Source organism: Sphingomonas canadensis, from assembly GCF_026013525.1.
Classification (GTDB): domain Bacteria; phylum Pseudomonadota; class Alphaproteobacteria; order Sphingomonadales; family Sphingomonadaceae; genus Sphingomonas; species Sphingomonas canadensis.
Window position 1 is genome coordinate 1 of record NZ_JAPDRA010000006.1, and the last position, 26,003, is coordinate 26,003.

General features: G+C 70.3%; 25 protein-coding genes. 10 read left to right on the top strand and 15 right to left on the bottom strand.

Going from position 1 to position 26,003, the window contains the following annotated elements; all coding sequences use genetic code 11:
* The first annotated feature begins 76 nt into the window (after positions 1-76).
* Positions 77-394, top strand: coding sequence for a 2Fe-2S iron-sulfur cluster-binding protein (locus OM513_RS12770; protein WP_264944776.1), 318 nt, complete (start codon positions 77-79; stop codon positions 392-394).
* A 2-nt stretch (positions 395-396) separates the two neighbouring features.
* Entirely contained in the window at positions 397-1,638 is a 1,242-nt protein-coding gene (locus tag OM513_RS12775) for an NAD(P)/FAD-dependent oxidoreductase (RefSeq protein WP_264944778.1), read from the top strand.
* A 37-nt stretch (positions 1,639-1,675) separates the two neighbouring features.
* Here OM513_RS12775 and OM513_RS12780 read toward each other — a convergent pair whose 3' ends face one another.
* The 10 genes from OM513_RS12780 to phhA form a co-directional block, all read right to left on the bottom strand.
* Positions 1,676-2,107: a nuclear transport factor 2 family protein gene (locus tag OM513_RS12780; RefSeq protein WP_264944779.1), complete on the bottom strand. Its 432-nt coding sequence runs from the start codon at positions 2,105-2,107 to the stop codon at positions 1,676-1,678.
* Positions 2,108-2,121: 14 nt separating this feature from the next.
* The gene (locus OM513_RS12785; RefSeq protein ID WP_264944780.1) at positions 2,122-3,450 is read right to left on the bottom strand and encodes an MFS transporter; all 1,329 of its coding nucleotides are present in this window, start codon (positions 3,448-3,450) and stop codon (positions 2,122-2,124) included.
* A 113-nt stretch (positions 3,451-3,563) separates the two neighbouring features.
* Positions 3,564-4,976 (bottom strand): efflux transporter outer membrane subunit, encoded by a 1,413-nt coding sequence (locus OM513_RS12790; RefSeq protein ID WP_380916339.1) that lies wholly within the window; start codon positions 4,974-4,976, stop codon positions 3,564-3,566.
* An 11-nt stretch (positions 4,977-4,987) separates the two neighbouring features.
* Entirely contained in the window at positions 4,988-8,173 is a 3,186-nt protein-coding gene (locus OM513_RS12795; protein WP_264944784.1) for an efflux RND transporter permease subunit, read from the bottom strand.
* 77 nt (positions 8,174-8,250) lie between these two features.
* The gene (locus OM513_RS12800) at positions 8,251-9,528 is read right to left on the bottom strand and encodes an efflux RND transporter periplasmic adaptor subunit (protein WP_380916338.1); all 1,278 of its coding nucleotides are present in this window, start codon (positions 9,526-9,528) and stop codon (positions 8,251-8,253) included.
* Positions 9,525-9,935, bottom strand: coding sequence for a hypothetical protein (locus tag OM513_RS12805; protein WP_264944785.1), 411 nt, complete (start codon positions 9,933-9,935; stop codon positions 9,525-9,527). Before OM513_RS12805 ends, OM513_RS12800 begins: the two co-directional genes overlap by 4 nt.
* A gap of 290 nt (positions 9,936-10,225) precedes the next feature.
* Positions 10,226-10,837: a TetR/AcrR family transcriptional regulator gene (locus OM513_RS12810; RefSeq protein ID WP_264944786.1), complete on the bottom strand. Its 612-nt coding sequence runs from the start codon at positions 10,835-10,837 to the stop codon at positions 10,226-10,228.
* 72 nt (positions 10,838-10,909) lie between these two features.
* Positions 10,910-12,286 (bottom strand): L-serine ammonia-lyase, encoded by a 1,377-nt coding sequence (locus OM513_RS12815; RefSeq protein WP_264944787.1) that lies wholly within the window; start codon positions 12,284-12,286, stop codon positions 10,910-10,912.
* Positions 12,287-12,433: 147 nt separating this feature from the next.
* Positions 12,434-12,733, bottom strand: coding sequence for a 4a-hydroxytetrahydrobiopterin dehydratase (locus OM513_RS12820; RefSeq protein ID WP_264944788.1), 300 nt, complete (start codon positions 12,731-12,733; stop codon positions 12,434-12,436).
* A 9-nt stretch (positions 12,734-12,742) separates the two neighbouring features.
* Positions 12,743-13,582 carry a phenylalanine 4-monooxygenase gene (phhA, locus tag OM513_RS12825; RefSeq protein WP_264944790.1) on the bottom strand — a complete coding sequence of 280 codons (840 nt, stop codon included), beginning with the start codon at positions 13,580-13,582 and terminating at the stop codon, positions 12,743-12,745.
* Positions 13,583-13,775: 193 nt separating this feature from the next.
* Here phhA and OM513_RS12830 point away from each other — a divergent pair, with 193 nt between their 5' ends.
* From OM513_RS12830 to OM513_RS12865, 8 genes are read left to right on the top strand one after another with little or no spacing between them, the layout of a single operon-like run.
* Positions 13,776-14,246: an Lrp/AsnC family transcriptional regulator gene (locus tag OM513_RS12830; RefSeq protein WP_264944791.1), complete on the top strand. Its 471-nt coding sequence runs from the start codon at positions 13,776-13,778 to the stop codon at positions 14,244-14,246.
* A 51-nt stretch (positions 14,247-14,297) separates the two neighbouring features.
* Entirely contained in the window at positions 14,298-15,206 is a 909-nt protein-coding gene (locus tag OM513_RS12835) for a tryptophan 2,3-dioxygenase (RefSeq protein WP_264944792.1), read from the top strand.
* Positions 15,190-15,843, top strand: a complete 654-nt coding sequence (gene kynB, locus OM513_RS12840; protein WP_264944793.1) for an arylformamidase — start codon at positions 15,190-15,192, stop codon at positions 15,841-15,843. Before OM513_RS12835 ends, kynB begins: the two co-directional genes overlap by 17 nt.
* Complete coding sequence (gene kynU, locus OM513_RS12845) at positions 15,840-17,075, top strand: kynureninase (protein ID WP_264944794.1); 1,236 nt, start codon at positions 15,840-15,842, stop codon at positions 17,073-17,075. The genes kynB and kynU overlap by 4 nt, the downstream gene beginning before the upstream one ends.
* Before the next feature lie 11 nt (positions 17,076-17,086).
* On the top strand, positions 17,087-18,106 hold the full coding sequence (locus OM513_RS12850) for a carbon-nitrogen hydrolase family protein (protein ID WP_264944795.1): 1,020 nt from the start codon (positions 17,087-17,089) through the stop codon (positions 18,104-18,106).
* Complete coding sequence (locus tag OM513_RS12855; protein WP_264944797.1) at positions 18,096-19,235, top strand: cupin domain-containing protein; 1,140 nt, start codon at positions 18,096-18,098, stop codon at positions 19,233-19,235. Before OM513_RS12850 ends, OM513_RS12855 begins: the two co-directional genes overlap by 11 nt.
* A gap of 25 nt (positions 19,236-19,260) precedes the next feature.
* Positions 19,261-20,169 carry a fumarylacetoacetate hydrolase family protein gene (locus OM513_RS12860; RefSeq protein ID WP_264944799.1) on the top strand — a complete coding sequence of 303 codons (909 nt, stop codon included), beginning with the start codon at positions 19,261-19,263 and terminating at the stop codon, positions 20,167-20,169.
* A 5-nt stretch (positions 20,170-20,174) separates the two neighbouring features.
* Entirely contained in the window at positions 20,175-20,933 is a 759-nt protein-coding gene (locus OM513_RS12865; protein ID WP_452653641.1) for a maleate cis-trans isomerase family protein, read from the top strand.
* A 358-nt stretch (positions 20,934-21,291) separates the two neighbouring features.
* Here the strand turns inward: OM513_RS12865 and OM513_RS12870 are convergent, their stop codons facing one another.
* The 5 genes from OM513_RS12870 to OM513_RS12890 are packed head-to-tail and all read right to left on the bottom strand — an operon-like array spanning position 21,292 to position 25,994.
* Complete coding sequence (locus OM513_RS12870) at positions 21,292-22,785, bottom strand: leucyl aminopeptidase (protein ID WP_264944800.1); 1,494 nt, start codon at positions 22,783-22,785, stop codon at positions 21,292-21,294.
* A complete protein-coding gene (locus OM513_RS12875; protein WP_264944801.1) occupies positions 22,782-23,918 on the bottom strand; it encodes an acyl-CoA dehydrogenase family protein in 1,137 nt (378 codons plus the stop codon). Before OM513_RS12875 ends, OM513_RS12870 begins: the two co-directional genes overlap by 4 nt.
* A complete protein-coding gene (locus tag OM513_RS12880; protein ID WP_264944803.1) occupies positions 23,918-24,358 on the bottom strand; it encodes a MaoC/PaaZ C-terminal domain-containing protein in 441 nt (146 codons plus the stop codon). The genes OM513_RS12875 and OM513_RS12880 overlap by 1 nt, the downstream gene beginning before the upstream one ends.
* Positions 24,355-24,813, bottom strand: coding sequence for a MaoC family dehydratase N-terminal domain-containing protein (locus OM513_RS12885; RefSeq protein ID WP_264944804.1), 459 nt, complete (start codon positions 24,811-24,813; stop codon positions 24,355-24,357). Before OM513_RS12885 ends, OM513_RS12880 begins: the two co-directional genes overlap by 4 nt.
* On the bottom strand, positions 24,810-25,994 hold the full coding sequence (locus OM513_RS12890) for a lipid-transfer protein (protein WP_264944806.1): 1,185 nt from the start codon (positions 25,992-25,994) through the stop codon (positions 24,810-24,812). Before OM513_RS12890 ends, OM513_RS12885 begins: the two co-directional genes overlap by 4 nt.
* Positions 25,995-26,003: the final 9 nt, after the last annotated feature.

Genomic DNA, 26,003 nt, shown 5'->3' on the forward strand with positions numbered 1-26,003 from the left:
TGGGCCTCGACGAAATCAACACCGCATTCGATCTCATGCACCAGGGCAAGTCCATCCGCAGCGTCGTGGTGTTCTGATGGGCGAGATACTGGTCACCACCCGCGACGGCGGCACCCGCAGCGTCGCGATCCGCCCGGGCCTGAGCCTGATGGAGACGATCCGCGACGCCGGGATCGACGAGATGATGGCGCTGTGCGGCGGCTGCCTGTCGTGCGCCACCTGCCATGTGTTCGTCGATGCCGCAGGCTATGACAGCTTCCCGCCGATGACGGACGACGAGAACGACCTGCTCGACAGTTCCGATCATCGTCGCGAGACGTCGCGCCTGTCGTGCCAGCTCGTGCTGGACGAGGGCTGCGACGGCCTTTCGGTCACGATCGCGCCCGAGGATTGAGCATGGCGGCTAATGATGCCCCGCCGCGCCACGCCGACGTCGTGATCGCGGGCGCGGGCCAGGGCGGCGCGCAATGCGCGATCACGCTGCGCCAGCGCGGCTTCGCGGGGACGATCCTGATGATCGGCCGCGAGCCCGAGCTGCCCTATGAACGGCCCCCGCTCTCCAAGGAATATCTCGCGCGCGACAAGCCGTGGGAGCGGCTGCTGATCCGCCCGCCCGCCTTCTGGGAGGAGCGGCAGGTGGCGATGCTCCTGGGGACAGGGGTGACCGCCGTCGATCCCGCCGCGCACCGGCTTACGCTGTCGGACGGCGGCAGCGTGACCTATGGCAGCCTCGTCTGGGCGGCGGGTGGCGATCCGCGCCCGCAGCCCTGCCCCGGCGGCGCCCTGCCCGGGGTACATGCGATCCGCACCCGCGCCGATGCCGACCGGCTGATGGCGGAGCTGGACGCGGGTGCGCGCCGCGCGGTGGTGATCGGCGGCGGCTATATCGGGCTGGAGGCGGCGGCGGTGCTGACCAAGCTCGGCTGCACGGTCACGCTGCTGGAGGCGCTGCCGCGCGTTCTGGCGCGCGTCGCTGGCGAAGCGCTCTCCGCCTTCTACGAGGCGGAGCATCGCGCGCATGGCGTGGACCTGCGCACCAGCGCCTCTGCCGCGGCGATCGAGGGCGATACGCGCGTCACCGGCGTGCGGCTGGCGGACGGCACGTTGCTGCCCGCGGACATCGTGATCGCCGGGATCGGCATCGTGCCCGCCGTGGCGCCGCTGATCGCGGCAGGCGCGGAGGGCGGCAACGGCGTGGCGGTGGACGCGCTGTGCCGCACCAGCCTGGCGGACGTCTATGCGATCGGCGATTGCGCGCTCCATCGCAACGCGCACGCGGACGGCGCCCTGACGCGCGTGGAATCGGTGCAGAACGCCAACGACATGGCCATCACCGCCGCGGCCGCGATCCTGGGTGAGGCGAAGCCCTATGCCGCCTTCCCCTGGTTCTGGTCGAACCAGTATGACCTGAAGCTGCAGACCGCGGGCATCTCCGCCGGATATGACCGCGAGATCGTGCGCGGCGATCCGGCCACGCGCAGCTTCTCGGTCTGCTATCTGAAGGACGGGCGGCTGATCGCGATCGACTGCGTCAACGCGATGAAGGACTATGTCCAGGGCCGCAAGCTGATCGAGGGCGGCGCGATCCCCGATCCGGCACGGCTGGGCGACGCCGCGATTCCGCTGAAGGAAGTTTGAGCGAGCGGGAGCGGGCGGGCGGCAACCCGCCCCTCTTTCACCACATCGGATTGCCGCTCAATGTCGTCTCCGGCACCGGCTGGACCACGTCCCAATGCTCGACGATCCGGTCGCCCTCGAAGCGCCAGAAATCGGCGAACATCCGGCCGCGATCCTGCGGGCCGATGCTCATGAAATAATGGACCACCAGATAGTCGCCCACGATAAAGCGGTGGACGAAGCGCGTGCGCCATTCGCTTTCGGGGGCGATCGTGTCCTGGTTGGCCTCCGCCCGCTCCTGGAACCAGCGGAGCTGGTCCGCGGGGGAATTGGGCAGATCCGGATTATGCTCGACGAAGCCCGGGCCGGCATGCCCCTCCATCGCCGCGCGGAAATCATGCGCGACATAGAGCAGGTGGAAGAAGCGCTCGGCGCTGGCCCGCATCGCATCGCTGGCGGGCATGTCCATCACATGGCTGATCGCGGTCATGGCGGCCGGCTCCCTCATTCGGCGGGGGATGTGGGTGCATGCGGGTGGAGCCACAGCAGATAGGCCGCCACCGCCACCATCAGCACCGCCAGGATGCCGAAGAACACCGCCGGCCCGCTGCCCGCGATGATGTAGATGCCCGAAAATGCCGCGCCCACGCCGCCGATCCGGCCGATCGCGTCGGACATGCCCATGCCCATCGCGCGCACCTCCGGCGGATAGGCCTCCGCCGCCAGCGTCAGCAGCGCGGTGACCACCCCGGCGGAGGCCACCCCGCCCATCGCCAGGAACGCCAGCAGCACGCCTTCGCCCGAAACCACCCCCGCCGCCGCCAGCGCCAGCCCCAGCGCCGATGCCGCGCCCAGCGCCGCGCTGAACGCCGACACCGGCCGCACGCCCAGCCGGAACAGGCACCAGCCCGCCAGCGGCGTCCCCGCGATCGACGCGAGCGTCCAGGCGGTCATCGCCCCGCTAGCGAAGGAAATACTGAGCCCCAGCTTGCCCAGCGCGACGGGCAGCCAGCTAAGGATCGCGTTGCCGAAGATATAGGTGGCGAAGAACAGGCCGAAGATGCCGATCGTCGCGCCCGGATTGGCGCGGATCAGCGCGGCGAAGCGGCGCAGCAGCGGCTGCTGCGGCGCATCGTCCGCGCCCGGCGCGGCCTGGGCGGCGGGAAGGCCCAGCCGGGCGATCACGCGCAGATACTCGCCCCGCCGCCGCGGCAGCCGCGCCAGCAGCCCCGGCGATTCGGGCACGAAGCGGAAGAAGCCCAGGAACACCGGCACGCTCGCCAGCGCGGCGATCTGGAAAAACGCGCGCCAGCCGATGGCGGGCAGCACCGCCGACGCCACGGTGGAGCAGAGGCCGAAGCCGACCGGCAGCGAGGCCACCGTGAAACTGATCACGATCGGCCGCTTCGCCTCGGGCACCAGTTCGGTCACCAGCGCCATCGACGCGGTATAGAGCCCGCCCATCGCAAGGCCCGCCAGGAACATCGGCAGCGCAAGCTGCCACGGCGTCTGCGCCAGGCTGGCCAGCGCCAGGAACAGGCCCAGCAGCAGCACGCTGGCGCCGATCGAGATGCGGCGGCCCAGCGTATCGGCGATCGCCCCGCCCGCCACCGTGCCGATCCCCGATCCCACCAGCACCGCCGTGATCGGCGCGGCCAGCGCGGTATCGGGCAGCGCCCAGTCCTTCAGGATCACCGGCGCCGACACCGGCAGGATCTGGACGAAGATGCCCGAGAGCACGAACACCAGCAGCAGCGCGACGATGGTGGCGATCGGATGCGGCCGCGCCTCCAGCCATCCCGCCGGCGCGGCGGCACCTTCTGTTTCGGCCATGCTCCTCCCCTCTTCGTCTGCGCGCGGCCACGCCCGCACGGCACGACGCACCGAATCGGGGAAACCCTTCACCCCATATTGTTAGACGATTTGGTTATACGCAACAGCCGAACTCATCCCTGCCCGCCGGCCTGCTGCCAGCCGCCGCCCAGCGCGCGGAACAGGTCGATCTGGCGGCCCGCGATCGTCGCGTCGGCCAGCGCCAGCGCGGCCTGGGCATCGGCCAGCGTGCGTTCGGCGTCCAGCGCCTCCAGCGCGTCGATCGCGCCCTCGCGCTGGCGGGCACGGGTGATCTCCGCCGCGTGCGCCGCCTCGTCGCGGGCGCGGCGCAGCGCCACCCGGCGCTCCAGCGCATGGGCATAGGCGGAGAGCGCCGTCTCGGTCTCGCGCAGCGCCTCCAGCACGGTACCGTCGAAGCCTGCGAGCGCCTCCTGGCTGCCGGCCTCCGCCCCGGCGATGCGCGCGCGTGCCGCGCTGGGGTTGATCGCCCAGCTCAGCAGCGGCCCGGCCAGCCAGCGCAGCGGCCCTGCGCCCAGGAAATCGCCGAAGCCGTCGCCGGTCGATCCCGCCGAGGCGCCCAGCGTGATGCGCGGATAGAGGTCCGCGGTGGCCACGCCGATCCGCGCGGTCGCCGCCGCCAGCCGCCGCTCGGCCGCGCGCACGTCGGGCCGCCGCGCGAGCAGCCCGGCGCCGTCGCCCACCGGGATCGGCCGGGCGATCTCCAGCATGGTCATGCGCGCCGCCGCGTCGGGCGGCAGGTCCCCCGGCGCGCGGCCGGTGAGCGTGGCGAGGCGGAACAGCGCCGCGTCGCGCTCGGCGGCGATGGCGGGCACGTCGGCCTGGCGCTGCTCGCGCAGCGCGGCGATGCGCGTCACCTCCAGCCGGGTGGCCAGCCCCGCCTCGGCGCGCTTGGCGGTCAGTGCCAGCGAGCGATCGAGCAGCGCGACGATATGCCGCGCCACCTCCAGCCGCGCGGCCGAGGAGGCGGCATCGGCATAGGCGCGCGCGGTTTCCGCCGCCACCATCACGCGCACCGCATCGGCATCGGCCAGCGCCGCGTCCAGGTCGCCCTGCGCCGCCTCCACCCCGCGCCCGACGCGGCCGAACAGATCGACCTCATAGGACACGCTGAGCCCGGCATCGACCGTCCAGTCCTCACGCGGGGCGCCGGGGGCGCGCTGCCCCTCGGGCAGGCGGCCATATTGGGCGCCGCCGCCCAGCGTGGCCTGGGGCAGCCGCTCCACCCCCGCGCCGCGAAGCTGTGCCCGCGCCCGCGCCACCCGCGCGATGGCGACACGCACATCGGTATTGGCGGCGAGCGCCTCGGCCACCAGCCGGTCGAGCACCGGATCGTCGTAGAGGCGCCACCAGTCCCCGGCGACGGGCTCGGCGGCGGTCACCGCCGGCCCCTGTGCCGCGACGAAGGTGCCGGAGGCGCTCTGCGGGTGCCGGGGTGCGGCATAGTCCGGCCCCACGGCGCAGCCCGCAAGCGCGAGCGCGGAGGCGGCAACAAGCAAGCGATGCATCTTCATGCTCCTCATTCGGCCGGCTGCAGCGCGGCTTCGTCCGCGCCGCCTTCCGGGCGGTTGCGCCGGCGCGACAGGCGGTCGCCCAGCGCGCGGCACACGACGTAGAAGGTGGGGGTGAACAACAGGCCGAAGGCGGTTACCCCGGCCATGCCGAAGAACACGGCCGTGCCCAGCGCCTGGCGCAGCTCCGCGCCCGCCCCGGTGGCCAGCACCAGCGGCACCGTGCCCAGGATGAAGGCGAAGCTGGTCATCAGGATCGGCCGCAGGCGGACGCGCGCGGCCTGAACCGCCGCCTCCACCGGCGACAGCCCGTCGCGCTCCTCGGCCTGCTTGGCGAACTCGACCACCAGGATCGCGTTCTTCGCCGCCAGCGCGATCAGCACGACCAGCCCGATCTGCGTCAGCACATTGTTGTCCATGCCGCGCAGGTTCACGCCCGCCATCGCCGCCAGCAGGCACATCGGCACGATCAGGATGATCGCCAGCGGCAGCGTCAGGCTCTCATATTGCGCCGCCAGCACCAGGAAGACGAACAGCACCGCCATCGCGAACACCAGCATCGCCGTGTTGCCCGCCGCCTGCTGCTGATAGGCGATGCCGGTCCATTCGTGGGAGAAGCCGCGCGGCAGCACCTGATCCGCCGTCTTCTCCATCACCGTCAGCGCGGCGCCGGAGGAATAGCCCGGCGCGGTATCGCCATCCACCGCCACCGCGGGCGCCAGGTTGTAACGGCTGACGCGATAGGGGCCGGTCTTGTCCTGGAAGGTGGCGACCGAACCGATCGGCACCATCGCCCCGCTGTCCGAACGGGTCTGGAGGTTGGCGATGTCCGCGGGGGTGCGGCGGAACGGTGCGTCGGCCTGGGCCGTGACGCGGAAGGTGCGCCCCAGCAGGTTGAAATCGTTGACGAACGCCGATCCCAGATAGACCTGCAACGCTTCGAACACGCGCGACGGGGGCACGCCCAGTATCTCCGCCTTGTCGCGATCGATATCGGCATAGACGCGCGGCGTCGCGGTATCAAAGAAGGTGTAGACCGACTGGAGGCCCGGCGTCTGGTTCGCCTGGCCGATCAGCGCGTTGGCGGCCTTCTCCAGCTCGGCATAGCCCTTGCCTTCGCGGTCCTGCACCATCAGCCGGTATCCGCCCGCCGATCCGATGCCGCGGATCAGCGGCGGGCCGACCACCATCAGCCGCGCCTCGGTGATGTCCGCGGTCGCCTTGCGCGCCTCGTCCATCAGCTTGTCCAGCGTCTCGCCCTTCTTGGCGCGCTCCTCGAAATCGTCGAGCACCCAATAGGCCGCGGCCGAGCTGGTCGCGCGCGTCTCCGAAGGGCCGTCAAAGCCGGAGAGCATCACCGTGGCCTTCACGCCCGGGATCTTCAGCACGCGATCGGCGACCTTCTTCATCACCTCGTCGGTGCGCGAGGTAGCCGAGCCCGGGGGCAGCGAGATCACGGTGAGGAAATAGCCCTGGTCCTGCGCCGGGATGAAGCCGGTGGGCGTGGCCCAGAACAGCGCCGCCGTGGCCGCGATCAGCCCGCCGTAGCTGAGCATCATCGTGCGCGGGCGGCGCACCAGCCGCGCGGTGAGCGCCGCATAGCGATCGCTCACCCGCGCGAAACCGCGGTTGAACCAGTCGCCCGCGGCATAGAGCGCACGCCGCCAGCCCGCCGGCCCCGGCGAACGCTCGCCCGGCTTCAGCAGGATCGCCGCCAGCGCCGGCGAGAGCGTGAGCGAGACGACCAGCGAGATCACCGTCGCGGTGGAGATGGTCACCGCGAACTGCTGGTAGAAGGCGCCCGACAGGCCGTTCATGAACAGCGTCGGCAGGAACACCGCGCACAGCACCAGCACGATGCCCACCAGCGCGCCCGAAACCTCGTCCATCGATGTCCGCGCCGCCTGCATCGGCGTCATGCCGTGTTCCAGGTTGCGCTCGACATTCTCGACCACGACGATCGCGTCGTCCACGACGATGCCGATCGCCAGCACCAGCCCGAACAGCGACAGGTTGTTGAGCGAATATCCCGCCAGCGCCAGCACGGTGAAGCTGCCGATCAGCGACACGGGAATCGCCACCACGGGAATCACCGCCGCGCGCCATTTCTGCAGGAACACGATGATCACCAGCACCACCAGGATCACCGCCTCGAACAGCGTCTTCACCACCTCGTCGATCGATTGCTGGATGAACTCGGTGGGGTTGTAGACGACGCGATATTCCAGCCCCTTGGGGAAGTCCTTGGACAGTCGCTCCATCTCCGCCTTCACCGCCTCGGCGGCGGCGAGCGCGTTCGATCCGGGGCGCTGGAACACGGGCAGGATCACCGACTCGCGGTCGCTGAGATAGGCGGAGGTGCCGTAATCCTCGGCGCCCAGCTCCACGCGGCCCACGTCCGAAAGGCGCACCTGGCGCCCGTCGGCATCGGTGCGGATCACCACATTCGCGAACTGCTGCGGGTCGGTGAGCCGGCCCTGGGTCTCGACATTGAGCTGGAAGGCGTCGCCGCCCGACGGCGGCTGGCCCAGCGTGCCCGCCGCGACCTGCACGTTCTGTGCGCGCAGCGCCGACACGATGTCGCCCGCCGTCAGCCCCAGCGCCGCCGCGCGGCCCGGATCGAGCCATACGCGCATCGAAAGGTCGCGCGATCCGAAGAGCTGCACGTCACCCACGCCCTCGACCCGGCTCAGCGGGTCCTTCAGCCGGGTGAGCGCATAGTTGGACAGATAGGCGCGATCCAGCGACTGATCCGGCGAGATCAGGTTCACCACCAGCAGGAAGTCCGGCGAGGTCTTCTTGGTGACGACGCCCAGCCGCTGCACCTCCTGCGGAAGCCGCGGCGTGGCGATCGCCACGCGGTTCTGGACCAGCACCTGCGCCTCGTCCAGGTCGGTGCCCTGCTTGAAGGTCACGGTGATCAGCGCACGCCCGTCGCCGGTCGATTGCGACGACTGGTAGAGCATGCCGTCGACGCCGTTGATTTCCTGCTCGATGGGCGCAGCGACGGTTTCCGCCACGGTCTCGGCGGATGCGCCGGGATAGACGGCGGCCACCGTCACAGTCGGCGGCACCACCTCGGGATATTGCGACACCGGCAGCGCGAAATAGGAGATCGCGCCGATGATCGTGATCACGATGGCGATCACCGCCGCGAAGATCGGGCGCGCGATGAAGAAGCGCGAAAGGCGCATGGCAAGGTCCTCGCGTCGAATTGTTCTTATGGGGGCAGCCGCCGCGCCTCAGGGGGCGAAGGCGCGGCGGCCGCTGGTCAGCGCGCCACGATGGTGGCTGCGCCGGCTGTCGGTACGGAGAAGGTTTCGGTGGCGGCGGCCGCCTTGGGCTCGATCCTGCCGGGCTTGGCGTCCACCTTGCCGCCGGGGCGGGCGAGCTGGATGCCGCTGATCACCACCCGGTCTCCGGCGGCCAGGCCCGAGCGGACGATACGCAGCCCGTCCACCGTGGCGCCCAGCTCCACCGGCTTGGCGGCGACGGTGCCGTCCTTGCCCACCACCAGCACGATCTTGCGCGCCTGATCGGTGACGATCGCGGTTTCGGGAACCAGCAGCGCCTGGCCGGAGCCGCCCGTGGAAAGCCGCATGTTGCCGAACATGCCCGGCGCCAGGAACAGGTCCGGATTGGGCAGCACGGCGCGGCCGCGGATCGTGCCCGACTTGGGATCGAGCCCGTTGTCGGTGAAGTCCAGCCGGCCCTTCCACTTGAACTCGGCCTCGTCCTGCAAGCGGATCTCCACCGGGGAGGGCGCCGCGCCCGCATCCTGCGCGCGCCGGGCCTTCAGGTAGAGCGCCTCCGATCCGTTGAAGCTGAAATAGATCGGGTCGAGCGCGTTGATCGTGGTCAGCAGCGTGCCGGCCGGCCCCTCGCCCGCCGATACCAGGTTGCCCGCGTCGACGCGGCGATCGGAGATGCGGCCGGTGATCGGCGCGCGGACCTGGGTGAACTCCATTTCCAGCGCGCGCGATCGGACCCGCGCCTGGGCGCCCGCCAGCGCGGCGCTGGCCGCCTGGACGCGGGCGCGCAGCCGGTCCACCTCGCTCTGCGAAACCGCGTCGGCCTCGATCAGCCGCAACGCGCGCTCCAGGTCGGCACGCGCCAGCGCCAGATCGCTCTGCGCGCTGGCCTGCCCGGCCCGCGCCTCGGCCAGCGCCGCCGCGAAGGGGCGCTGGTCGATGGTGAAGAGGAGCTGGCCCTTGCGCACGATCGCGCCGTCGGTGAAGTGGATCGCCACCACCGCGCCGGAAATGCGCGGGCGCACCTCAACGCTCTGGCTCGGCTCGAAACGGCCGATATAGTCGTCCCACTCCGCCACCTCGCGGGCGAGCGGGGCGGCCACCACGACCGCGGGCGGCGGCGGGGCTGCGGCGGCCGGCGCTTGGCGCGCGCCCACGCCCCACACGGCCGCCGCTAGCACCAGCGGCGAAGCGATCACCGCCCCGCGCTGCCAGCCCTTGAGCGTTCGGAAACGCCCGTGCAGCAACTTCAGCCGCGGCTGCAGCTCGGCCGCGCCGAATTTGGAATACATGTTCATTGACGGGTCCTCCGCGCATCGGCGGCGCGGGCCTGGCCGATGCTGGTCTGCAGGGTTTCATATTGTTCGGGGGTGAAGCCGGCCTCCAGAAAGGCCGCCAGCTCGCGCGGGGGCACGGCATAGCCCTTCAGCCAGGCGAACACCGCGATGCGGCGCAGCGCCTCCAGCCGGGGATCGGCCAGCCGGGGCCGCGGGCGGCTGCTGCCGAAGATCGTGCCGAGCGCCAGCGATACCCGTCCCGGCTCGCGCAGGCTGGCGAGCCCGTCCTTGCGGGCGACCGCGACCACCGACCATTCAAGCGCGGAAAGCCGCCCGGCCTCGATATCCGGCAGCGCGGCGGCGCGGACGCCGTGGAAAGCGGGAACGAAGCCTCCGGCGACGTGATCGTCGATTGCAAGAAAGGCCATGGCGCAACTCCTCCCTGCCGCTGGCATGCCGCCCGCGGTGCTGGTTGTTTCCTCTCCGGGTTCACCATGGCGGCCCGCATCCCGGCCGGCCGCTACGCGCGCCCACCGGTTCGCCGGACGGCACCTGCCGTCCGCGCGCTTGCGGTTCGTCCTTCGGTATCCCTGTTCGTCAGCCGGACATCTGTCCAGCGACTTCTATACTGACTGGTATAGAAATCATGCGGCACTGCGTCAAGGGAGTTTCGTACCGGCCGTTATAGAAATTTTATCGGCGGGTGCAAACTCTTGTTTCAGCGGCCCGGCCACAGCGCCAGGCTGGTGTCGATCAACTGGCGCAGTTCGTCGCGCGATGCGCCGGCGCCGGCCTGCACCGCCATCCCCTGCATCACCGCGGTCAGGAAGGCGGTGAGCCCCGTGGGATCGACATGGCCGGGCAGATCGCCCTCGCGCTTGGCGCGCTCGAACCGTTCGAGCAGCGCGCGCTTCGACGCCATCCCGCGTTCCAGCACCTGTTCGCGGATGGCCTCCGCCTCGGTACCGCACGCGACCGAGCTGATCACGCTCAGGCAGCCGCAGGGATTCTCCCCGCCGGTATGCACCTCCAGCGCGCCGTTCAGCAGATGCTCGGCCACGCCGCGCGCGGTGGGCGCCTTCAGCGCCTCGCCGACATAGGCCAGCTTTTCGCGCTCATAGAGGTCCAGCGCCTTCTGGAAGAGCGCTTCCTTGTTGCCGAACGCCGCGTACAGACTCGGCTTGGTGATGCCCATGGCCTCGGTAAGGTCGGCCATGGAAGCGCCTTCATAGCCCTTGGTCCAGAAGACGCGCAGCGCCGAGGTGAGCGCCGCATCGACGCAGAATTCGCGCGGGCGGCCCTTGGCGGCATTGACGACGGCTGTTTCCATAACGCTCGGTATATATGTCACCGAGCCGCACTTGTCCATGCCGTCCCGCGGGAACCGTCCGCGCACGCCCGGTCAGCAGGCGGGCACGCACACCGCCAGCCCGCCCAGCGAGGTTTCCTTATACTGCGCGGCCATGTCGTGGCCGGTGCGGCGCATCGTCTCGATCACCTGGTCCAGCGTCACATGATGCGTGCCGTCGCCGCCCAGCGCCAGCCGCGCGGCGCCGATCGCCTTCACCGCGCCGATCGCGTTGCGCTCGATACAGGGGATCTGCACCAGCCCGCCCACCGGATCGCAGGTGAGGCCCAGATTGTGCTCCATGCCGATCTCGGCCGCGTTCTCGATCTGCGCGTTGCTGCCGCCCAGCACCGCCGCCAGCCCGGCCGCCGCCATCGAGCATGCCACGCCCACCTCGCCCTGGCAGCCCACCTCCGCGGCCGAGATGCTGGCGTTGCGCTTGTACAGCGCGCCGATCGCCGCCGCGGTCAGCAGGAAATCGGCGCGCGCCTGCGGCCCCAGGCCATGCACCCGCTCGATGAAGCGCAACACCGCCGGGATCACCCCGGCCGCGCCGTTGGTGGGCGCGGTGACCACCTTGCCGCCCGCCGCATTCTCCTCGTTCACCGCGATCGACCACAGGTTGACCAGGTCCAGCGCCGCCAGCGGATCGGCCAGGTTGCGCTCCATCCGCGCGTGCAGCTCCTCGCGCAGCCGCGCCGCGCGGCGCTGCACGCCCAGTCCGCCGGGCAGCGTTCCCCCGGCCGCCAGCCCGCGCTCGATGCAGGCGTCCATCGCCGCCAGGATGCGCGCGATCCCCGCCTCGGTCTCCGCCCGCGGCCGCCGCGCGTCCTCGTTGGCCAGCGCCACCTGGGCGATCGTCAGCCCGTCGCGCTCCGCATAGCCGAGCAGCTCCGCCGCAGAGGCATAGGGATAGGGCTCGGCCGGTCCCTCCGCCGGTCGGGCATTGGCGCGCGCCTGGTCCTCGTCCACCACGAAGCCGCCGCCGATCGAATAATAGTAGCACGCGAACAGTTCCTGCCCCGCCGCATCGAACGCGGCGAAGCGGATCGCGTTGGGGTGGAACGGCAGGATCTCGTCCCCATGCCAGCGGATATCGCGCGCCTCGTCGAACGCGATCGGATGCCCGCCGCCCAGCATCAGCACGCCGTCAGCCCGCGTCCGCGCGATCAGCGCCGCCGACGCATCCGGATCGGCTGCCTCGGGCGACAGGCCGTGCAGCCCGGCGATCGCCGCCGTATCGGTCGCATGGCCGCGCCCGGTGAGCGCCAGCGATCCGTGCAGCCGAACCTCGACGCGCGCCACCCGCGCCATCTCGTCCCGCCGCGCCAGCGCCTCGACGAAGCGGCACGCCGCCGTCATCGGCCCCATCGTGTGCGAGCTGGACGGGCCGACCCCGATCTTGAACAGTTCGAACAGGCTGGCAGGCATCAGCCCCGCTCCCCCGCCCGGCGGCGCATGCCCCGGGGCGCAAACTCGGTCATCCGGTCTTCTCCGCCTGGGTTCCGCGATCCGGTGGCGCCGCGGCCGATGGCGCCGCGGATAGCAGCATCGCGCCCACCCGTCAGCCCGCGCCCGTCAGCCTGTGGCCGCCAGCAGGTCCAGCGTACGCGCCATCGCCACGTCGCGGTGCGAAATCCCGCCCGCGTCGTGCGTGGTCAGCACCACGTCCACGACATTGTAGATGTTGGACCATTCGGGATGATGGTCCGCCTTCTCCGCCGCCAGCGCCACGCGCGCCATGAAGCCGAAGGCCGCGATGAAATCGGCGAAGACGAAGCGCTTGGCGATCGCGTCGCGCCCCGCCGCCGGCTCCCATCCGGCGAGTGCGGGCAACAGCGCGGCGCGCTCGTCCGGGGTCAGCGGCGCAACGGTCATCCGCTTCGCTCAGGCCGCGATGCGATAGGGTTCGTCGGCCGGATCGCTGTCGCCGGGCTCCAGCGCCGGGCTGCCCGCCACCTGGGTATAGACCGAAGCCAGGTCGGTCTCCTCCATCACGCGCAGCAGATGCTCGAAGCTGTCAACGACGAAATACACGCCCTGGAACCGGTCGAAATGATATTTGGTGCGCATCACCCGCGCCACGTCGAGCCGCAGCCGCCGCACGCCCGGGGCGGTCAGCGCCGCCACCGTCTCGGCATAGCTGGACAACAGCCCGCCGCCGAACGCGCGCAGCCCGCCGTCCTCCGCCACCAGCCCGAACTCGACGGTGTAGAGCCACAGCCGCCCCAGATAATCGGCCGCCCCCAGCTTCTCCGCGCGCAGCCCCGCCTGGCCATAGGCGACCATGAATTCGGCGAACACCGGATCGGTGAGCATCGGCACATGCCCGAACAGGTCGTGGTACATGTCCGGCTCTTCGCTATAATCCATGTCCTCGGCGGATCGCAGGAAATTGGCCGCCGGAAAGCGCCGGTTGGCGAGATGTTCGAAGAACGGCTGGTTGGGGATGAAGCCGGGCACGGGCACCACCTCCCATCCCGTCGCGGCGCGCAGGCGCGGGTTCAGGTTCTTCAGGTCCGGGATGCCCGGCTCCATCACCTGCAGCAGGTCCAGCCCCTTCAGGAACGCGCGCGAGGCATAGCCCTCCAGCGCGCGCGAATTGGTGGCGAGCAGCTTGTCCCACACCGCATGTTCCCGGGCGGTGAAGGCCTCCCAGTTCTGCGGCATCGTCCAGTCCGCGGCACAGCCCGGGGGCGGCGCATCGAACACATGGGATATGGCCACATCATCCTCCGCATTGCGCTTGTCAGGATGACGGGAATAGCCGCTCCGCGATCGAACATTGTGCCGTTCTTGCGTGCCAAACGCCGAAAATTCAGAACGTTGTCCCTACGTATTTTCTAGCGCCGATACGTCGTTTTGAGTATCCATCACTTCACAGGCTAATCGTTTTGTGTGGCGATCCGGAGGGGTTGGATTGGACAAGCTGGACTGGAAGATCCTGGGCGAGCTCGAACGCGACGGGCGCCAATCCTATGCGGAGCTGGGCGAGCATATCGGGCTTTCCAAATCGCCCTGCTGGTCGCGGGTGCGCAACCTTGAGGAAGGCGGCGTCATCCAGGGCTATACCGTGCGCATCGATCCCGAGGCGCTGGGGCTGGCGGTGCAGAGCTTCGTCCATGTCCGCATCAAGCTGGACGCGCATGAGGCGTTCGAGGCCGCGGTGATGGCGCATCCGGCGGTGATCGAATGCCACACCACCGCGGGCGACGGCGACTATCTGCTGCGCGTCTTCGCCCAGTCGGTGGGCCATCTCGACGATCTGCTGCGGCAGGATCTGTCGAAGCTGCCGGGCGTCCACCGCCTGGCTTCGACGATCTGCCTGAAGACGATCAAGCGCAACGGGCCGCTGACCGGATGGGCCGGCGCGCTGCCCCGCAAGGGCTGACGCGGGCGCGGGAGCAATATCGCCGGGCTCGGCCCGGCCATGGAGAGCGGGATGGAAATCAAGCGGACCAGGGACGACGGCATCGACGTCTTCGAGGCGAAGATCGACGGCGAGATGATCCAGTGGGACAGCGGGCTCACCTATGCCCGGCATATCCAGACCGGGCCGCTGCTCGCGTCGCAGATCCCCGTGTCGGACAAGCCCGACGAGATGCTGTTCATCGTCATGCACCAGACGATGGAGCTGTGGCTCAAGCTGGTGCTTCACGAGGCCGGCCAGGTGGTCGCCGCGCTGCGCGAAAACCGGCTGGAGGCCGCGGGCAAGACGCTCGACCGGATCGCCACGATCCAGCGCCACATGATCCATAGCTGGGAGGTGCTGGCGACGCTTACCGCGCATGATTTCCTCACCTTCCGGGGCTATCTGCGCCGCGCGTCGGGCTTCCAGTCGCACCAGTTCCGCCAGCTCGAATTCCTGCTGGGCAACAAGCGGGAAGACATGATGCTGGTCCACCGCGACGATCCGGCCGCCACCGCGGTGCTGGAGGCCGCCTATCGCGCGCCCTCGCTCTATGACGAGGTCCTCCAGCTCCTCGCGCGCCACGGCTTCGCGGTACCCGCCGAATATCTGGAGCGCGACTGGACCCGGCCGCACGTCCCGTCCCAGGCGATCGAGGACATCTGGCTGGAAATCTACACCAGCCCGGAGAAGCATTGGGCGATCTATTCGCTCGCGGAAAAGATCACCGCGCTCGAATATTATTTCCAGGAATGGCGCTTCAAGCACATGAAGACCGTCGCGCGCGTGATCGGGCACAAGCCCGGCACCGGCGGATCGGCCGGCGTCGATTATCTGGTCAAGTCGCTCAACCTGCGCTTCTTCCCGGAGCTGTGGTCGATGCGCACGCGGATGACCGCGCCGCGCGAAGGCGGCAATTATGCCGATGCGCCGGAGGCCTGATCCGGTGCCGCGCATCCACGACATCTCCCAGCCGCTGCACCCCCGCGTGCCGGTGTGGCCGGGCGAGCCGCCCTTCGCCTACACCCGCCTCGCCGCGATCGGCCCCGATTGCCCGATCAACGTGGGCAGCATCGCGGCCGGGGTCCACACCGGCACCCATGCCGATGCGCCGCTGCATTACGATCCTGCGGGCGCGGATTCGGCGTCCTGCTCGCTCGATCCCTATATCGGCCCCTGCGTGCTCGCCGACGTCCGCCATGCCGGCGCCACCGTGGGCGAGGCGGACGTGCCGTGGCAGGTGCTGGCGGGCGCCGAGCGCGTGCTGCTGCGGACATATGAGAGCTTCCCGTCCGAACGCTGGGATTCCGCGTTCAAGGCGATCGACGCCGCGGTGATCGCGCGGATGGCCGCCATGGGCGTGGTGCTGATCGGCACCGACGCCGCCTCGCTCGATCCCGAACAATCGAAGACGCTCGACGCGCACCATGCCGTCCAGTCCGCCGGGATGCGCATCCTTGAAGGGCTGGTGCTCGATGCCGTGCCGCCGGGCCGGTACGAGCTGATCGCCCTGCCGCTCCGCATCGTGGGCGCCGATGCCAGCCCCGTCCGCGCCATCCTCCGGGAGCTTTCCGAATGACCGACCTGAGCCGCACCGCGGCCAACCTCGATCTCGCCGATCCGCTCGCGGGCTTCCGCGATCGCTTCCGGCTTCGCGAGGGGCTGATCTATCTCGACGGCAATTCGCTGGGCGCGCTGCCCCGCGCCACGCCGGGGCGCATGGCCGATGCCGTGGCCCGGGAATGGGGCGAGGGGCTGATCACCTCCTGGCTCGGCGCCGAATGGTCCACCGCGCCGCGCCGCATCGGCGACAAGATCGCCCGCCTGCTCGGCGCCCGGCCGGGCGAGGTCATCGTGGCCGATTCCACCTCGATCAACATCTTCAAGGCGCTCACCGCCGCGCTGTCGCTGCGCCCCGAACGATCGGTGATCCTGTCGGAAAAGACCAACTTCCCCACCGACGTCTATATGATGCAGGGGATCGAGGCCTTTTCGGGCGGCCGCGTCCGCTCGGTCACCGTCGCGCCGGATGCGGTGCTCGATGCGCTGGACGAGAATGTCGCGGTGCTGCTGCTCACCCAGGTCCACTATAAGTCGGGCTTGGTCCGCGACATGGCGGAGGTCACCCGCCGCGCGCAGCAGGCCGGCGCGCTGGTGGTATGGGACCTCAGCCACAGCGCCGGCGCGATCCCCGTGGACCTCAATGGTGCCAACGCCGATTTCGCGATCGGCTGCGGCTACAAGTTCCTCAACGGCGGCCCGGGCGCCCCCGCCTATCTGTTCGCCGCCGCGCGCCACCATGGCGCGATGCCGGTGCTGTCGGGCTGGTTCGGCCACGCCCGCCCCTTCGACTTCGACGAGGATTACGCGCCCGCCCCGGGCATCGAGCGCTTCCTGTGCGGCACGCCCCAGGTGCTGGGGCTCACCGCGCTCGAATGCGGCGTGGACCTGATGCTGGAGGCCGACATGGCCGAGGTGCGGCGCAAGTCGCTGCGGCTGGGCGAGCTGTTCGTCGAGGCGATGGCGCCGCTGTGCCGCGATCACGGCTTCGCGCTGGCCAGCCCGGCCGATGCGGATCGCCGCGGCAGCCAGGTCGCCTACAGCCACCCCCAGGGCTATGCGATGATCCAGGCGCTGAAGGAGCTGGACGTCGTCGCCGATTTCCGCGCGCCGGACGTGCTGCGCTTCGGCCTCACCCCGCTCTATCTGCGCTACGCCGATGTGGTGGAGACGGTCGCCCGGCTCGAAACCGTCTGCCGCACCCGCGCCTGGGACAAGCCCGCCTATCGCGAACGCGCCGCGGTCACCTGAGGAGCACGCCCATGGTCCACCTGCCCAAGTCCCGCGTGGCAGCCGTCCAGTCGGCGCCGGTGTTCCTCGATCCCGAGGCGACCGTCGACAAGGCGTGCGCGCTGATCGCGGAAGCCGCCGCCAACGGCGCGCGGCTGGTCGCCTTTCCGGAGGTGTTCGTCGCCGCCTATCCCTATTGGAACTGGCTGATGAACCCGATCGAGGGCGCGCCCTGGTTCGAACGGCTCTACCATGCCTCGGTCGATCTGGAGGGGCCGCAGGTCGCCCGGCTGCGCGCCGCCGCGCGCGAGCATGGCTGCGTGGTGGTGATCGGCATCAACGAACGCGATCCGCTCAGCGTCGGCACGCTCTACAATACCAACCTGATCATCGGCGACGATGGCGCGCTGCTCGGCCGCCACCGCAAGCTGGTGCCCACCTGGGCGGAGAAGCTGAGCTGGGCGGGCGGCGACGGCGCCTCGATCCGCGTCTATGACACCCCCGTCGGCCGGCTGGGCACGCTGGCGTGCGGGGAGAACACCAACACGCTGGCCCGCTTCGCGCTGCTTTCGCAGGGCGAGCTGGTCCATGTCGCCAACTATATCGCGCTGCCCGTCGCCCCGGCGTCGTACAACATGGCCGACGCGATCCGCATCCGCGCCACCGCCCATTCGTTCGAGGGGAAGGTGTTCACCATCGTCGCCTGCTCGACCGTGAGCCCGGAGATCGTGGCGGCGATGAGCGAGGGCCGGCCGGAGAACCGCGCGCTGCTCGAACGGCCCAATTCGGCCTTCTCCGGCGTGATCGATCCGCACGGCAACCTGGTCGGCGATCCGCTGATCGACGTGGAGGGCATCGTCTATGCCGATATCGACCTGGCCGATTGCGTCCGCCCCAAGCTGATGCACGACATCACCGGCGGCTATAACCGCTTCGACGTCTTTTCGCTGACCGTCGATCGCACGCCGCGCGCGCCCGCGGCGTTCCGCGATCCCGCCCCGGAAACCGCGCCCGATGCCGGCGCCACGGAGACCCCGCACCATGAGCGATAATCCGTCCATCCTCGACGAGCGCGACCTTCAGCTCGGCCGCTCGCACGTCACCGACACGCCCGAGCTGGAGGCGTTCTACGATCAGCTCGCGGGCCACAACGCCGGCGCCTTCTGGAAGCGCGCCAACGCCATCGAGCCGTGGGAGCCCGACAGCCGCTACAAGCCCACGCTGTGGCGCTGGGCGGAGATGCGCGCGCTGTGCCTGCGCGCCATCGCGCTGGTGCGGCCCGAGGAGGCCGGGCGCCGCGTCGTCACGCTGCTCAACGATTCGCCCGCGGGGCGCGAGAATGTCGCGGTGTGCGGCTGGCTGTTCAGCGGCATGCAGGCGATGAAGCCCGGCGAGATCACCCCCGCGCACAAGCACACCGCATCGGCCCACCGCTTCATCATGGAGGGGCGCGGCGCCTATACCGTGGTGGATGGACACCATATCACGCTGGGCGCCAACGATTATGTGCTGACGCCCAACGGCTGCTGGCACGATCACGGCGTCGCGCCCGATGGCGAGGTGTCGATCTGGCAGGACGGGCTCGATATCCCGCTGATGAACTGCCTCGAGGCCAATTTCTACGCGGTCTACGATCAGCCCGCGCAGACCCCGGCCTTCCCCAGCAACGATCTGCCGCTCAGCTATGGCGGCGCCTCGGTCCGGCCAGAGGGGATCGGCGGCTGGGACAAGCCATATTCGCCGGTGATGGTCTATCGCTGGGAAGCGACCCGCGACGCGCTCCACCGGCTGGCCCAGGTGTCCGATGGCTCGCCCTTCGACGGGCACATGGTCCGCTATTCCAATCCGCTCACCGGCGGCTGGGCGATGCAGACGATGGGGGCGAACATGCAGATGCTGCGCCCCGGCCTGCACACCCGCGCCCACCGCCACACCGGCAATGTGGTCTATAATGTCGCGGGCGGCCGCGGCTATTCGGTGATCGGCGGCCGGCGGTTCGACTGGCAGGAGCACGACATCTTCTGCGTGCCCGCCTGGACCTGGCACGAGCATGTGAACCTGGATCCGGAGAACCCGGCCTATCTCTTCTCCTTCAACGACTTCCCCGTGATGGAAGCCCTCGGCGTGCGCATCGAGGAGCCCTTCGCGGAAAACGGCGGCCACCAGCCGGTGACCGCCTGAACGCCACTCAACATGGGATGATGCAATGCGGTTCGTGACCTATCGGATGCGGCAGGATGCCGCGCGCCTGGGCGTGGTGACCCAGGGACTGGTGATCGACGTGGCCCGGCTGGGCGCGGCCTCCGGCCTCGCGCTGCCGGCGTCGATGCTGGAGTTCATCGATCTCGGCCCTGCCGCGGTGCGCGCGGTGAAGGCCGCGCTGGAAGCGGCCGGCGATGCCGTGCTGGTCGCCGCCGGCGTGCCGGAGGGCAATGTCACGCTGCTCGCGCCGATCCCCCGCCCGCGCAAGAACATCTTCGGCATCGGCCTCAACTATACGGAGCATGTCGCCGAATCCGCCCGCGCGCTCGATACCTCGGACCAGCTTCCCAAGGAGCCGGTGATCTTCTCCAAGCCGCCGACCGCGGTGAGCGCGTGGAACGATCCGATCCGCCACGACGCCGCCGTCACCCAGCAGCTCGACTGGGAATGCGAGCTGGCCGTGGTGATCGGCAGCACCGCCCGCCGCGTGGCGGAGGCGGACGCGCTCGCCCATGTCTTCGGATACACCGTGATCAACGATGTCAGCGCGCGCGATTGCCGCCGCGCGGGCCAGTGGATCGTGTCGAAGGGGCAGGACGGCTTCGCGCCGATGGGGCCGTGCATCGTCACCGCCGACGAGATCGGCGATCCGCACAATCTGAACCTCACCACCCACGTCAACGGCGTGGAGAAGCAGAACGGCAACACCGGCTTCATGCTGTTCAACGTGCCCCAGCTCATCGCCGACATCTCGCGCGTGATGACGCTGGAGCCGGGCGACATCATCGCCACGGGCACGCCCGCGGGCGTGGGCGCCGGCCGCACGCCGCAGGAGTTCCTGTGGCCCGGCGATATCGTCGAATGCACCATCCAGGGCATCGGCACGCTGCGCAACCCGATCGTGAAGGCGTGAGCGCGATGGCCGCCCCCCGCCCCATCCGCGTCGGCCAGATCGTGCCCAGCTCCAACGTGACGATGGAGACCGAGATCCCGGCGCTGCTCCGCGCGCGGGAGGCGATCGCGCCCGAACGCTTCACCTTCCACTCCTCGCGCATGCGGATGAAGAAGGTGACCAGGGAAGAGCTGAGCGCGATGGACGCGGATTCGGACCGCTGCGCGCTCGAACTGTCCGATGCCGCGGTCGATGTGCTCGGCTATGCCTGCCTCGTCGCGATCATGAGCATGGGCCATGGCTATCACCGCCAGTCCGAGGCGCGGCTGCATTCGCGCACGGTGGAGAACGGCCGCCCGGCCCCGGTGGTCACCAGCGCGGGCGCGCTGATCGACGGGCTCCAGGCGCTCGGCGCCGCGCGCGTGGCGGTGGTCGCGCCCTATATGAAGCCGCTGACCCAGCTCGTCGTCTCCTATATCGAGAATGAGGGGATCGCCGTAAGCGACTGGCTTGCGCTGGAAATCCCGGACAATCTGGAGGTCGCGGCGCAGGATCCGGCGAACCTGCTCGAACATTACAAGCGGCTGGACCTGACGGGCATCGACGCGCTGGTGCTCTCCGCCTGCGTCCAGATGCCTTCGCTCCCCGCGGTGCAGAAGGTGGAGGACGCGATCGGCCTGCCGGTCGTCTCGGCCGCGATCTGCACGACGCACCAGATGCTCAAGCGGCTGGGGCTGGACACCCGCGTCCCCGGCGCCGGCGCGCTGCTCTCGGGACGCTATTGAGCGTCCCGGGGCCGGCCCCGCGCACAACCCGCTGCGCGCGCCGATCCCCAACCTCAGTTTATGTTTCACGCGAAGGCGCGAAGGGCACGGAAATGCATCGCCCGCTTCCGCCGAAGGCGTCCATTTCACAGCCCGCGCGCGGCAGCGCTGAAGATGGAGAGCCCCAGTCGCGGCAAATCCCTCTCCGTGCGCTCTGCGCCTCTGCGCGAAGCAAAGAACTTCTTCGCGTCTTCGCGCCTTCGCGTGATTCAAGATAGCGGAAGGCCAGCGCCGCCGCCGGGGCACCGGCGTCCCGGTGCTACAGAAAGAGCACCAATAATCTGACGAAGTACGCGGCTCCGACTTGCGGCGCGACGCCCTACCCCCGCGCCATCTCCGCCACGAAGCGGGTCAGCAGCCGCACGCCGAAGCCGGTGCCGCTTTCCGCCTGGGTCACGTCGCGCGGGCGGCGCTGCCAGACGGTGGCGGCCATGTCGATGTGCGCCCAGGGCCGCCCGTCGACGAACTGGCGCAGGAAGATCGCGGCGTTGAGCGCGTCGCCCTTGCGCTCGGCGGCGTTGCGCAGGTCCGCCACGGGGCTGCGCATCACCTCCAGATAATCCTCCGCGACCGGCATCTGCCACAGCCGCTCGCCCTCGGCGTCGCCCGCGGCGCGCAGTCCCTCCGCCAGCGCCGCGTCGGTCGCGAACAGCCCGGCATAGCCGTCGCCCAGCGCGTTGATGATCGCCCCGGTCAGCGTCGCCGCGTCGATCACCAGCGCGGGATCGTGCGCCGCGATGCAGTGCGCCAGCGCGTCCGCCAGGATCAGCCGCCCCTCGGCATCGGTGTTGGTCACCTCGATCGTCAGCCCGGCGAGCGAGCGGATCACGTCGCCGGGGCGATAGGCACATCCGTCGGGCATGTTCTCGGCGATGGGCAGCACCGCGACGGCGTTCACCGGCAGCCGCTGGCGCGCGATCGCCAGCATCGTGCCCGCCATGGTGGCCGCGCCGCCCATGTCCCATTTGACCTCGTGCATGCCGTCGGCGTTCTTGATGGAGATGCCCCCGGTGTCGAAGGTCATGCCCTTGCCCACCAGCGCCAGCGGCCGCGCACCCGCCGCGCCGCCCTGCCAGCGCAGCTCGACCAGATAGCTGCCGTGCGGGCTGCCGCGGCCCACCGCCAGCAGCGCCTCCGCCCCCATCGCCTCCAGCGCCGCGCCGTCATGCACCGTCACCGCCAGCCCCGCGCTCTCCAGCGCGCGCAGCCGGTCGACGAAGGCGGGCGGGGTCAGCACGTTGGGCGGCTCGTTGACCAGGTCGCGCGCCAGCTCGACGCCCTCCGCCACGCTCTCCAGCGCGGCCCAGGCGCTCGCCGCCGCCGCCGGATCGCGCGACCACAGCGTCAGCGCGGTGCAGGGCGTCGCCTCGCCCTCGCGCGGCGCGCGGTATCGCAGGAAGCGATAGGCCGCCAGCCGCGCGCCGAACGCCAGCCGCGCCGATTCCGCCGGGGCCAGTCCGCTCGCGTCCACCACCAGATGCGCCGCGATCCCCGGCGGCATGCCGCGGATCAGCCGCGCGCCCGCCAGCTCGGCACCGCGCGGATCGCCGCTCCCCGGCTCCGGCCCGCGCAGCACCAGCAGCGGATGCGCACCCCCGCCCGCGGCATGCACGCGATCCTTGCCGACAATCGCCTCGAAGCGCGCCGCCAGATAGCCGGGCAGCTCCGCCCCCGCCGCGCGCGCGGCACCCTCGCCGCCCAGCACGCTGCCGTCGGGGGCGCAGAGCAGCGCCAGCGCCTGCCCCTCGCCCAGCGGCCCGGGCGCGGCGAACGCCACCGCCAGCGGCGGCCGCACGTCGTTCCCCCCGCTCACAGCGTGCGCGAGATGATGAGCTTCATCACCTCGTCCGATCCGCCATAGATCCGCTGCACGCGCGCATCGGCGTACATCCGCGAGATCGGATATTCGTCCATATAGCCATAGCCCCCGAAGATCTGCAGGCAATCGTCCACCACCCGGCACTGAAGATTGGTGGCGAACAGCTTCATCTCGGCCGCGTCCACGGCGTTCAGCCCGCCCGCAACATGCAGCGCCACCCCGCCGTCGACGAACGCCCGCGCCGCGCGCACCGCCGCGCGCAGCTCCGCCAGCTTGAAGCTGTGGATCTGGTAGGCGATCAGCGGCTTGCCGAAGATCACGCGCTCCTTGGCATAGGCGATGGTCATCTCCAGCGCGGTCTCCGCCGCCGCCACCGCGCCCACCGCCAGCGAGAGCCGCTCGGTCGGCAGCTCCTCCATCATGATGCGGAAGCCCGCGCCCTCGGCCCCCAGCAGCGCGTCTTCGGGCACGAACATGTCGTCGAAGAACAGCTCGGAGGTGTCCTGCTCGTGCATCCCCAGCTTGCGCAGCCGCCGCCCGCGCGCAAAGCCCGGCGTCGCGGCGTCGATCAGGAACAGCGATATCCCCGCCGCCCCCGCGCCCGGATCGGTCTTGGCCGCCAGCACCACCAGATCGGCCAGCCCGCCGTTGGAGATGAAGGTCTTCTGCCCGCTGATCCGGTATCCGCCGTCCACGCGCCGCGCGGCGGTGGCCATCGCCTGCAGGTCGCTGCCCGCCCCCGGCTCCGACATGGCGATCGCGCCCACCGCCTCGCCGGTCACCAGCCGGGGCAGCCAGGCCGCCTGCTGCGCCGGCGTGCCCCATTTGGCGATATATCCGGGCAGGATGTCCGAATGGACGCACAGCACCGCCGGCGACATGCCGGTGCGGGCCAGCTCCTCGATCACGGCGGCGTTGAAGCGGAAGTCCGCCTCCGCGCCGCCGAAGGCGGCGGGCACCCCGGGACAGAGGATGCCCGCCGCCCCCGCCTGGGTGAAGAACGCACGCGGCATTGCCGAGCGTTCCCGCCATTCGCCGAAAGCGGGAACGACGGTGTCGCGGAGGAAACGCGCGACCCCGTCCCGGAATACCGGCAGCAGCGCATCGGTCTCCACCCCGGCGGGCATCAGGCGGTCCCTGCCGCGTCGCCGCTCAGGAACAGGACCGCCTGACCCGCTGCCAGCACCTCGCCCGGCGCGCGCTCCGCCGCGAGCGCGACCGTGATCGCGGTGCCGCCTTCGCGCGCCTCCACCGTCTCGATCCGCCCCGTGCAGCGCACCGCGTCGCCGGGACGCGACATCGCCACGAAGCGCGTCGAGAAATGGTCGAGCCGCGCCCCCGGCACCAGCGCGGTCACATAGCGTCCCATCAGCGCCATGGTGAGCATGCCGTGGCCGATGACATCGTCCATCCCCGCCTTCTCCCTGGCGAAATCGATGTCGACGTGCAGCGGGTTATGGTCGCCCGAACCGCCGGCATAGAGCGCCAGCGTGGTGCGGGTGATCGGCGCCGCCTGCCATGCGGCGAATTCGGCGCCGGGTTCGATTTTGGTCGGGTTCGCGGTCATGCGCGCGGCTCCGGATTGCGCACGACGATCGATTGGCGCGCGGAACAGAAAAGCGCGCCCGTCGCCTCGTCGCGGAACTGGGTTTCGATGACGATGAATTCCAGCGCGCCGCCCTTGCGGTCGAAGATGTCGGTGATGCGCCGCTCCACGCGCACGCGATCGCCGGCACAGATCGGCGCGGCATAATCGAACGCCTGTTCGCCATGCAGCACGCGGCCCAGGTCCACACCCAGCGGCGCCAGCATGTCGAACGGATCGGCCGGGTTCATGCCGATGCAGAAGGGGAAGCTGGGCGCGCAGGGGATGTCGCGATATCCCGCCGCGCGCGCCGCCGCGCTGTCCAGATACTCGGGCCGCGTCTCGCCCACCGCCTTGGCGAACAGCCTTAGCTGGAACGCCTCCACCGGATAGACATAGGCGGGCAGCGCCAGCCCGATGTGCGCGCGGTCGATCATGCCGCCGCCCTTTCATAGACGGTGACGACGCATGCGCCGCCCAGCCCCAGATTGTGCTGGAGCGCATGCCGCGCCCCTTCCACCTGGCGCGCGCCCGAATTGCCGCGAAGCTGCTGGACCAGCTCATAGCATTGCGCCAGCCCGGTCGCGCCCAGCGGATGCCCCTTGGACATCAGCCCGCCCGATGGATTGACGACGTACCGGCCGCCATAGCTGTTGTCGCCGTCCTCGATCATCCGCTCGGCGCCGCCGCGCTCGGCCAGCCCCAGGCTTTCGTAGGTGACCAGCTCGTTGGCGGTGAAACAGTCGTGCAGCTCCACCACCTGCATGTCGCGCGGCCCCACGCCCGCCTCGGCATAGGCGCGGTCGGCCGCGGCCTTGGCCATCGACCAGCCGATCAGCTCCATCGGATCGCCGGCGAAGGTCTCCGCCCCGTCGGTGGTCATCGCCTGGCCGGCGATGCGCACCGCGCCGCCGCCGATGCCGTGGCGCCGCGCGAAATCGGCGGAGACCAGCACCGCCGCCGCCGCGCCGCACGATGGCGGGCAGCACATCAGCCGCGTCAGCGGATCGAACATCGCCGGGCTGGCCAGCACCTCCTCCACGGTCAGCGGATTGCGGAAGATCGCCTTGTCGTTGCGCTCGGCATGGCGGCGCGATTTCACCGCGATCTTGGCGAAGGCCGCCTGCCCGGCGCCATAGCGCTCCTGATAGGCGCGGCCCGCCCCGCCGAAGAGCTGCACCGCCATCGGCGCCCCGGTCTCGCCCCAGCGCGCGTTCGATTGGGCGACGAAATTGCCCAGCGGCTGCGGCCGGTCGGTGTAATTCTCGCTCAGCGCGCCCGGCGTCATCTGCTCGAAACCCACCGCCAGCACGCAATCGGCCGCGCCCGACGCCACGATCTGGCGGGCCAGGAACAGCGCGGTCGATCCCGACGCGCAGTTGTTGTTGACGTTGACGATCGGCACGCCGGAAAGCCCGACGTCATACAGCACGCGCTGCCCGCTGGCGCTGTCGCCATAGACATAGCTGGCGATCGCCTGCTGCACCTCGCCATAGCCGATGCCGGCGTCCGCCAGCGCCTCGCGCACCGCGGCGGCGCCCATCTCGGTATAGGCGGGCGAAACCTTGGGCGGAACGAACGGCGTCATGCCGACGCCGGCAACCAGAACCTCGCGCATCAGATCCTC

Coding starts and splice junctions, on each gene's coding strand:
- OM513_RS12770 (WP_264944776.1), top strand. CDS start 77: ATGGGCGAGATACTGGTCACCACCCGCGACGGCGGCACCCGCAGCGTC.
- OM513_RS12865 (WP_452653641.1), top strand. CDS start 20,175: ATGGCCGCCCCCCGCCCCATCCGCGTCGGCCAGATCGTGCCCAGCTCC.
- OM513_RS12785 (WP_264944780.1), bottom strand. CDS start 3,450: ATGGCCGAAACAGAAGGTGCCGCCGCGCCGGCGGGATGGCTGGAGGCG.
- OM513_RS12835 (WP_264944792.1), top strand. CDS start 14,298: ATGGAAATCAAGCGGACCAGGGACGACGGCATCGACGTCTTCGAGGCG.
- OM513_RS12815 (WP_264944787.1), bottom strand. CDS start 12,286: ATGCCTGCCAGCCTGTTCGAACTGTTCAAGATCGGGGTCGGCCCGTCC.
- kynU (WP_264944794.1), top strand. CDS start 15,840: ATGACCGACCTGAGCCGCACCGCGGCCAACCTCGATCTCGCCGATCCG.
- OM513_RS12850 (WP_264944795.1), top strand. CDS start 17,087: ATGGTCCACCTGCCCAAGTCCCGCGTGGCAGCCGTCCAGTCGGCGCCG.
- OM513_RS12810 (WP_264944786.1), bottom strand. CDS start 10,837: ATGGAAACAGCCGTCGTCAATGCCGCCAAGGGCCGCCCGCGCGAATTC.
- OM513_RS12775 (WP_264944778.1), top strand. CDS start 397: ATGGCGGCTAATGATGCCCCGCCGCGCCACGCCGACGTCGTGATCGCG.
- OM513_RS12885 (WP_264944804.1), bottom strand. CDS start 24,813: ATGATCGACCGCGCGCACATCGGGCTGGCGCTGCCCGCCTATGTCTAT.
- OM513_RS12875 (WP_264944801.1), bottom strand. CDS start 23,918: ATGCCCGCCGGGGTGGAGACCGATGCGCTGCTGCCGGTATTCCGGGAC.
- OM513_RS12890 (WP_264944806.1), bottom strand. CDS start 25,994: ATGCGCGAGGTTCTGGTTGCCGGCGTCGGCATGACGCCGTTCGTTCCG.
- OM513_RS12880 (WP_264944803.1), bottom strand. CDS start 24,358: ATGACCGCGAACCCGACCAAAATCGAACCCGGCGCCGAATTCGCCGCA.
- OM513_RS12800 (WP_380916338.1), bottom strand. CDS start 9,528: ATGAACATGTATTCCAAATTCGGCGCGGCCGAGCTGCAGCCGCGGCTG.
- OM513_RS12790 (WP_380916339.1), bottom strand. CDS start 4,976: ATGCATCGCTTGCTTGTTGCCGCCTCCGCGCTCGCGCTTGCGGGCTGC.
- OM513_RS12795 (WP_264944784.1), bottom strand. CDS start 8,173: ATGCGCCTTTCGCGCTTCTTCATCGCGCGCCCGATCTTCGCGGCGGTG.
- OM513_RS12820 (WP_264944788.1), bottom strand. CDS start 12,733: ATGACCGTTGCGCCGCTGACCCCGGACGAGCGCGCCGCGCTGTTGCCC.
- kynB (WP_264944793.1), top strand. CDS start 15,190: ATGCGCCGGAGGCCTGATCCGGTGCCGCGCATCCACGACATCTCCCAG.
- OM513_RS12860 (WP_264944799.1), top strand. CDS start 19,261: ATGCGGTTCGTGACCTATCGGATGCGGCAGGATGCCGCGCGCCTGGGC.
- OM513_RS12780 (WP_264944779.1), bottom strand. CDS start 2,107: ATGACCGCGATCAGCCATGTGATGGACATGCCCGCCAGCGATGCGATG.
- OM513_RS12805 (WP_264944785.1), bottom strand. CDS start 9,935: ATGGCCTTTCTTGCAATCGACGATCACGTCGCCGGAGGCTTCGTTCCC.
- OM513_RS12855 (WP_264944797.1), top strand. CDS start 18,096: ATGAGCGATAATCCGTCCATCCTCGACGAGCGCGACCTTCAGCTCGGC.